The sequence below is a fragment of the Tissierellales bacterium genome, from assembly GCA_025210965.1.
Taxonomy (GTDB): domain Bacteria; phylum Bacillota; class Clostridia; order Tissierellales; family JAOAQY01; genus JAOAQY01.
The window spans coordinates 1-7,100 of sequence record JAOAQY010000130.1 but is presented as its reverse complement, the minus strand read 5'-3'; the positions used below and the strand labels follow the sequence as shown (position 1 = coordinate 7,100).

At 36.3% G+C, this 7,100-nt stretch carries 5 protein-coding genes; all 5 read right to left on the bottom strand.

What is annotated here, in order from left to right; translation table 11 throughout:
* Positions 1-674 (bottom strand): phosphoribosylformylglycinamidine cyclo-ligase (gene purM / locus N4A40_09535; GenBank protein MCT4662089.1); only part of this gene is annotated, 674 nt, incomplete at its 3' end.
* Positions 674-2,074, bottom strand: a complete 1,401-nt coding sequence (gene purF, locus N4A40_09530) for an amidophosphoribosyltransferase (protein ID MCT4662088.1) — start codon at positions 2,072-2,074, stop codon at positions 674-676. The genes purF and purM, both read right to left, overlap by 1 nt.
* A gap of 7 nt (positions 2,075-2,081) precedes the next feature.
* Positions 2,082-2,783, bottom strand: a complete 702-nt coding sequence (locus tag N4A40_09525; protein ID MCT4662087.1) for a phosphoribosylaminoimidazolesuccinocarboxamide synthase — start codon at positions 2,781-2,783, stop codon at positions 2,082-2,084.
* A 57-nt stretch (positions 2,784-2,840) separates the two neighbouring features.
* Entirely contained in the window at positions 2,841-3,308 is a 468-nt protein-coding gene (purE, locus tag N4A40_09520) for a 5-(carboxyamino)imidazole ribonucleotide mutase (GenBank protein ID MCT4662086.1), read from the bottom strand.
* Between the two features lie 17 nt (positions 3,309-3,325).
* Complete coding sequence (locus N4A40_09515; protein ID MCT4662085.1) at positions 3,326-7,066, bottom strand: phosphoribosylformylglycinamidine synthase; 3,741 nt, start codon at positions 7,064-7,066, stop codon at positions 3,326-3,328.
* Between the last annotated feature and the right edge of the window lie 34 nt (positions 7,067-7,100).

The window sequence follows — 7,100 nt, the reverse complement described above, 5'->3', positions numbered from 1 at the left end:
TCAAGAAGTACCTCTCCTATTGATTTATCAAAAGGTTTTTCTACATCATTTAAATCTACATTTGCAATTTCTATTATTTTTCTAACCAATGAAAAACCATTGCTGTGAACTCCACTAGACGGAACTGCTATGATTTGATCTCCGCTAGATACCTTTTCTCCTGTAATAATCTTTGATTTGTCAACTACTCCTACTGAAAATCCTGCTAGATCATATTCTCCATCCGAATAAAATCCTGGCATTTCCGCTGTTTCTCCTCCAATTAGAGCACTACCCGAATCCATACATCCTCTTGCAATACCAGCAACAATTTGCTCTGCTTTTTCTGGGTCTAGATGCCCTGTTGCAAGGTAATCCAAGAAGAACAGTGGTTTTGCACCATGACATATTATGTCGTTTACGCACATAGCAACGCAATCTATTCCTATGGTATCGTGTTTATCTAGATCAAATGCTAATTTTAACTTAGTACCTACTCCATCAGTTCCTGAAACGAGAACCGGTTCATTTCCTCCCTCATTTCCAAGGGCATAAAGTCCTCCGAAATTACCTAAATCCGTAAGAACACTTTGATTAAATGTCTTTTTAACATGACGTTTCATTCTAGCAACGGCTTCATAACCTGCTTCTACGTCTACCCCTGCTGATTTATAATTTAATGTAGTTTCCTTCATTAGTTTTCCTCTTTTCCATTTTTTCTATCCCTTGGTACTTCCATGGGATAATCCCCATCAAAACAAGCTGTACAAAAACCTTTTTTCTTTCCAGTAGCTTTTATAAGACCATCAAGACTAATATAATGTAAACTATCTGCACCGATACTATCTCTAATCTCATCTATTGTCTGATTTGCTGCGATAAGATATTCTCTATATGGAGTGTCTATGCCAAAATGGCACGAATACGCTACCGGTGGTGAACTAACCATAAAGTGAACTTCCTTTGCTCCAGCTCTTCTAAGCAACTCGACTATTCTCTTACTTGTCGTTCCTCTAACGATAGAATCATCTATCATTATAACTCTCTTTCCAGCAACAGTCTCCTTAAGTGCATTTAACTTTATTTTCACGCCTTGTTCTCTAAGTGCTTGATTTGGCTGTATAAATGTTCTTCCAATATATCTATTTTTTATAAGTCCAACACTATAAGGTATTCCAGAAGCCTCCGCGTAACCTATAGCCGCTGGTATTCCCGAATCTGGCACCGCTATAACTACATCTGCATCAACCTTAGCCTCTTTTGCAAGAATCTTACCAGCATTTACTCTCGACTCATACACGCTAGTCCCGTCCATACGACTATCTGGTCTAGCAAAATATATTAGCTCAAATAAGCAAAGATGTTTTTTGCACCATTTGTCACTCTTAAAACTTTCTACTCCATCTTCAGTTATAACTACTATCTCTCCTGGCTCTACATCTCTAACAAATTCTGCTCCTATTGTATCTAGTGCACAGCTCTCAGAAGATAGAACATAACCAGTCTCTGTTTGGCCTAGACAAAGAGGTCTAAGTCCAAAAGGATCTCTAGCTCCAATCAATTGATTTCCAGTAGTTATAACTAGTGCATATGCCCCTTTTAGAAGTTCCATCACTTGCTTTAGTGCTGGAACCATACCATTTTTTGCATATCTTGCAAGCATATTGACTATAACTTCGGTATCTATAGAACTCTGAAAAACAACACCATCATCTTCTAATATTTCTCTAAGCGTATCAGAATTCACCAAATTTCCATTGTGAGCAAGTCCTATGTGCCCCTGTCTATAATTTACTACAAGTGGCTGTGCATTTGCTATTAAACTATCTCCAGTCGTTGAATATCTCACGTGACCTATAGTCATAGGTCCTTTCAATCCTGCCAATATTTCATCGTCAAATACCTCTGGCACAAGTCCCATATCCTTGTGATAGTTGATAATTCCACCTTGATTAACAGCTATACCTGCGCTCTCTTGGCCTCTATGCTGAAGTGCATAGAGACCATAGTAAGCATATTCAGCTGCATTTTCGTCACTGTCATAAACTCCAATAACGCCGCATTCCTCATGCAATTGATCTTCCTCTAGATACATCATGAACCTACTCTCCTATTCTCGAAAATACTTCTCTATAGTGCTCTATTACTCCACCTAAATCTCTTCTAAATCTATCCTTATCTAATTTTTCACCTGTAGTCTTATCCCAAAATCTACAAGTATCTGGTGAAATCTCATCTGCCAACAAAATCTCATCTTCATATCTACCAAACTCAAGTTTAAAATCTATAAGCCTTACATTTCTCTCATCAAAAAATGCCTTTAGCAATTCATTTACCTTAAATGTCATAGTTCTAATTGTAGCTAAATCCTCTTTTGTTGCAAGTTCTAATGCATATATCTGATCGTCATTTATCATAGGATCACCTAAGTCGTCATTCTTGTAGCAAAATTCAAGTATAGGCTGCTTCAATTCTCTTCCTTCCTCTATTCCAAATCTCTTGCAAAATGAACCAGCTGCTACATTTCGAACTATAACTTCAAGTGGTAGTATTTCAACTGCCTTCACAATAGTTTCTCTCTCACTTATCTCTTTTACGAAATGAGTCTTGATTCCCTCTTTTTCAAGCATTTTGAATAAGAAATTGCTCATCTGATTGTTTATCTGACCCTTACCCTCTATAGTTCCCTTTTTAACTCCATTGAATGCTGTTGCATCATCTTTATAATCAACTATATATTCATTTTCAATATCTGTCTTATAAACTTTCTTTGCCTTTCCTTCATACAATAATTCTTTTTTCATCTTAACTTCCTCCTCAAACTTTTGCTAGTGTACACTATTACATTTCTAAATTTTTCATTATATTTCTTGCGCTAAAACGTCTAATCTCATTTCTTCTTTGTGTGCTTCTAATTTTGATGTCAATATACTGTATTTAAGACTCATAATCTGAGCTGCTAGTATAGCTGCATTTTCTGCCCCATTTATAGCTACTGTAGCTACCGGAACCCCTTTAGGCATCTGTACTATAGAAAGTAACGAATCCATTCCATCTAGTGTAGATGATTTAATTGGAAGACCTATAATAGGTAGAGTAGTCACTGCTGCGAGTACTCCTGGCAAATGAGCTGCTTTCCCTGCCGCCGCTATGATTAAATCAAATCCATTCTTCTGAGCATTTCTTGAAAAGTCAAGTGCTTCCTCCGGTGTTCTGTGAGCTGACAATATCCTAGCTTCGTAATCAATCCCAAATTTCTTCAATAATTCAAATGTTTTTTCTACTATAGGAAGATCAGTCTTGCTTCCCATTACAATGGCTACTTTCATTATTTTCATCCCTCCAATTATTTGTAATATGATATCCCTGCTGTAAATAAATCTTGTTTCTTGTTACCTGGTATATTTTTCAAAAGTCCCTCTTCATAGCGCTCACTATGACCCATTTTGCCAAGTATTCTGCCATCTGGACTTATGATTCCCTCTATAGCTTCTGTAGATCCATTTGGATTATCTACTCCACTTTTCTGTGGATTTCCATTAGCATCTACATATTGAGTAATAATTTGTCCCTTATCTTTTAATGTTTTGACCCACTCTTCATTTGCAAAAAATCTTCCCTCACCGTGTGATATAGCTATATTGTGAATATCTCCTATATTTACATTTGCCATCCATGGTGAATTTACTGATGTAATTTTAGTTTTTGAAACTCTAGCCACATGTCTATTTATAGCATTAAATGTCAGTGTTGGCGCATCTTCCTCCAATGTTCTTATCTCACCGTATGGAAGCAGTCCCAATTTTACAAGAGCTTGAAAACCATTACAAATACCAATCATCAATCCATCCTCTTCTTTTATGTGATTCATAAGTCTCTCAGCTAATTTCGGATGTCTAAATATAGCTGCTATAAATTTTCCAGAACCCTCTGGTTCATCCCCAGCACTAAAACCTCCAGGAATAGCTATTATCTGACTTTGCTTTATACTATCTGCAAGAGCTTCTATCGACGCATTTAACTCTTCCTTGCTTCTATTTCTAAATACCAAAATTTCGGTATCTCCGCCTGCCATTTCAAATTTTCTAGATATATCGTACTCACAATTTGTTCCTGGAAAAACTGGAATCAAAACTCTAGGTTTTACTTTTTTTATTATGGATGCTCTAAATTCCTTCTTATCGGAAGTCAAATCTAATGCTGGCTCACTCTTTTCATCATGAGCCTTAAACACATCTTCTAATGGTTTTCTCCATCTATTTTTTATATCATGTATTTTTACTGCTTCATCTGCCACTTTTATTATCTTTTCTGATGTAGTTTTTCCCAATAATTTGAGTCCATGCTTCTGAACAAACTCATCAGATATATCACCAATCTTAGTTTCAAACACTATACTTCCATAAGCCACTTCAAACCAATCATTATTTTCTCCACTTTCTAACTCAGCTCCTATTTCATTTCCAAAACTCATAGTAGCTAGACTTGGCAATACTCCAGTAGAATCTATTGCTTTTGCAGCTTGTATTTTATTTATTTTTGCCAATTGATGGAACTCTTCGTAAAACAACTTTAAATTTCTATAACTTACATCTTCCAATTCATCTCTATCTGCTTTGAAATACCAAATTTCACTATTTTCTAACTTAAATTCTGGAGATACCACTTCATTTATATCTCCATGCCCAACTGCAAAACTTATAAGTGTTGGAGGTACGTCTATCTCTTCAAAACTACCTGACATACTGTCTTTTCCACCAATTGCAGCAAGTTTCATATTATGCTGGAAATGATATGCCCCCAAAAGTGCTGCCATAGGTTTTCCCCATCGTTTCTCATCTCCTCTAAGTCTTTCAAAATACTCCTGACAAGAGAGTCTTATAGTCTTATAATCACAGCCCATAGCCACAAGTTTACTAGTTGCTATAATTCCCGAGTATAGACCTCCATGAAATGGACTCCAAGATGCTAGATATGGATCATACCCATGACTCATATAACTAACCTTTTCTGTTTTTTCACCTAAAATAGGAATTCGTGCTACCATTCCGTCAACCTTGGTAGTTTGAGTTATTCCACCATATGGATTTAGTACTGTATTCATACCTATGGAACTGTCAAATTTTTCTGCCAATTCGATTTGAGATGAACCATTTAATTGCTCAAGTCTGTCATATAACTCCGCTTTCCAATCTCTGCTAACTCTAGTTTTAAAATATGACTCAGATTCTATCGCTCCGATTATGACATCAGTTTTTTGCATAACTCCATTTGTCTCCAAAAATTCTCTATCAAGCTCTACAATCCACTTATCTCTCCACTTCATTCTCATAAGCCCTGTATCTGTAATCTCTGCTACACACACCGCACTTAAATTCTCTTCTTTTGAAAGTTCTATAACTCTTTCCAAATCTTTTGCCTCTATAACTATAGCCATTCGCTCCTGTGATTCTGATATAGCGAGCTCTGTTCCATTTAGACCTTCATATTTTTTTGGTAATTTATTCAAGTCTATGTCCATGCTATCTGATAATTCTCCTATAGCTACAGATACTCCGCCTGCCCCAAAATCATTTGATCGCTTTATAAAATGTGTAAACTCAGCATTTCTAAATAATCTTTGAAGTTTTCTTTCTTCTGGTGGATTTCCTTTTTGAACTTCTGCTCCACTCTGATTAATCGAATCCACGTCATGTGCTTTCGATGAACCTGTCGCTCCACCACAGCCATCTCTTCCTGTTGCACCACCTAAAACTACTACCAAATCTCCCGAAGCTGGTTCCTCTCGTCTTACATCTTTCTTTGCAACTATTCCTATTACAGCTCCAACTTCCATTCTCTTTGCCTTAAATCCGTCGTGATAATACTCTCTAACTTCTCCTGTCGCAAGCCCTATCTGATTTCCATAACTACTATAACCATCAGCTGCCCCTGTTGTTATTTTTCTCTGAGGTAATTTACCTTTCATAGTATCTTCTATAGATTCTCTAGGATCACTACTTCCTGTCACTCTCATAGCCTGATAAACATAAGCTCTTCCTGATAGTGGATCTCTAATAGCTCCACCTAAGCAAGTTGCAGCTCCTCCAAATGGCTCTATCTCTGTTGGATGATTGTGTGTCTCATTCTTAAATTGCAATAAATACTGCTCTTCTTTTCCGTTTATTTCTATAGGAATCTCTATCGAACATGCATTGATTTCTTCTGATTTGTCTAAATTGTCAAGTTCACCAGTTTCTCTGAGTTCTTTCATTGCAAGAGTTGCTAAATCCATAAGAGTAACTGGGCGATTTTTTCTGTATTTCTTCTTTTGTTCTAAGTACGTTTCATACGCCTTTTCTTTAAGCTCAACATAATTGTCTTTCTCAAAGGCTATATTTGAAATTTCTGTGTTAAATGTCGTATGTCTACAATGATCTGACCAATAAGTATCTATCACCTTTAGCTCCGTCTCTGTTGGATCTATTCCTCTGTCTGCAAAATACTTCTGACAATGTTTCAAATCATCAAACGTCATAGCCATGCTCTGTTTTTCGTAAAATGCTTTTAATTTTTCTAAATCCCAATCTTTAAGCCCATCATATCTGCTTATATCACTTGGAATATCATAATTTTGCTCTAAGCTCTCCACCCTCTCAAGATTTGCTTCTCTTGAGTCAACTGTATTTATCAAGTAGCTTTTTATTTTTGCTAACTCTATCTCACTAAAATTGCCTCTAAGCCCTATACATTTAGCATATCTCACCTTAGCGAATTTTCCTTCAGCTATTATCTGTATGCACTGCTCTGCTGAATCGGCTCTTTGGTCGTATTGCCCTGGCAAATACTCTATAGCAAAATAGCTATTCCACTTATTTTCATCTGGATCTAATACTGTAATCTCGTCTGTATTTGGTTCTGACAAGATGTATTTCTTGATCTTTTCCCATAAATAAGGCTCAAGCTCCGCCTCCACATCATATCTATGCCAAAGTCCAACTTCTTCTAAATTCAAATGAAATAATGAATTGATTTCCTCTCTTAACTCTCTGCTTTCAACATCAAATGGTGTTTTTTTTCTGGTAAAAAATCTTTTTACTTGTTTCATCTTGCCACTCCTAACTTATATTTTTGGTAAAATT

Bases quoted from the DNA above. Each gene is read 5' to 3' on its own strand.
- purF (MCT4662088.1), bottom strand. From the start codon at position 2,074: ATGTATCTAGAGGAAGATCAATTGCATGAGGAATGCGGCGTTATTGGA.
- purE (MCT4662086.1), bottom strand. From the start codon at position 3,308: ATGAAAGTAGCCATTGTAATGGGAAGCAAGACTGATCTTCCTATAGTA.
- N4A40_09525 (MCT4662087.1), bottom strand. From the start codon at position 2,783: ATGAAAAAAGAATTATTGTATGAAGGAAAGGCAAAGAAAGTTTATAAG.
- N4A40_09515 (MCT4662085.1), bottom strand. From the start codon at position 7,066: ATGAAACAAGTAAAAAGATTTTTTACCAGAAAAAAAACACCATTTGAT.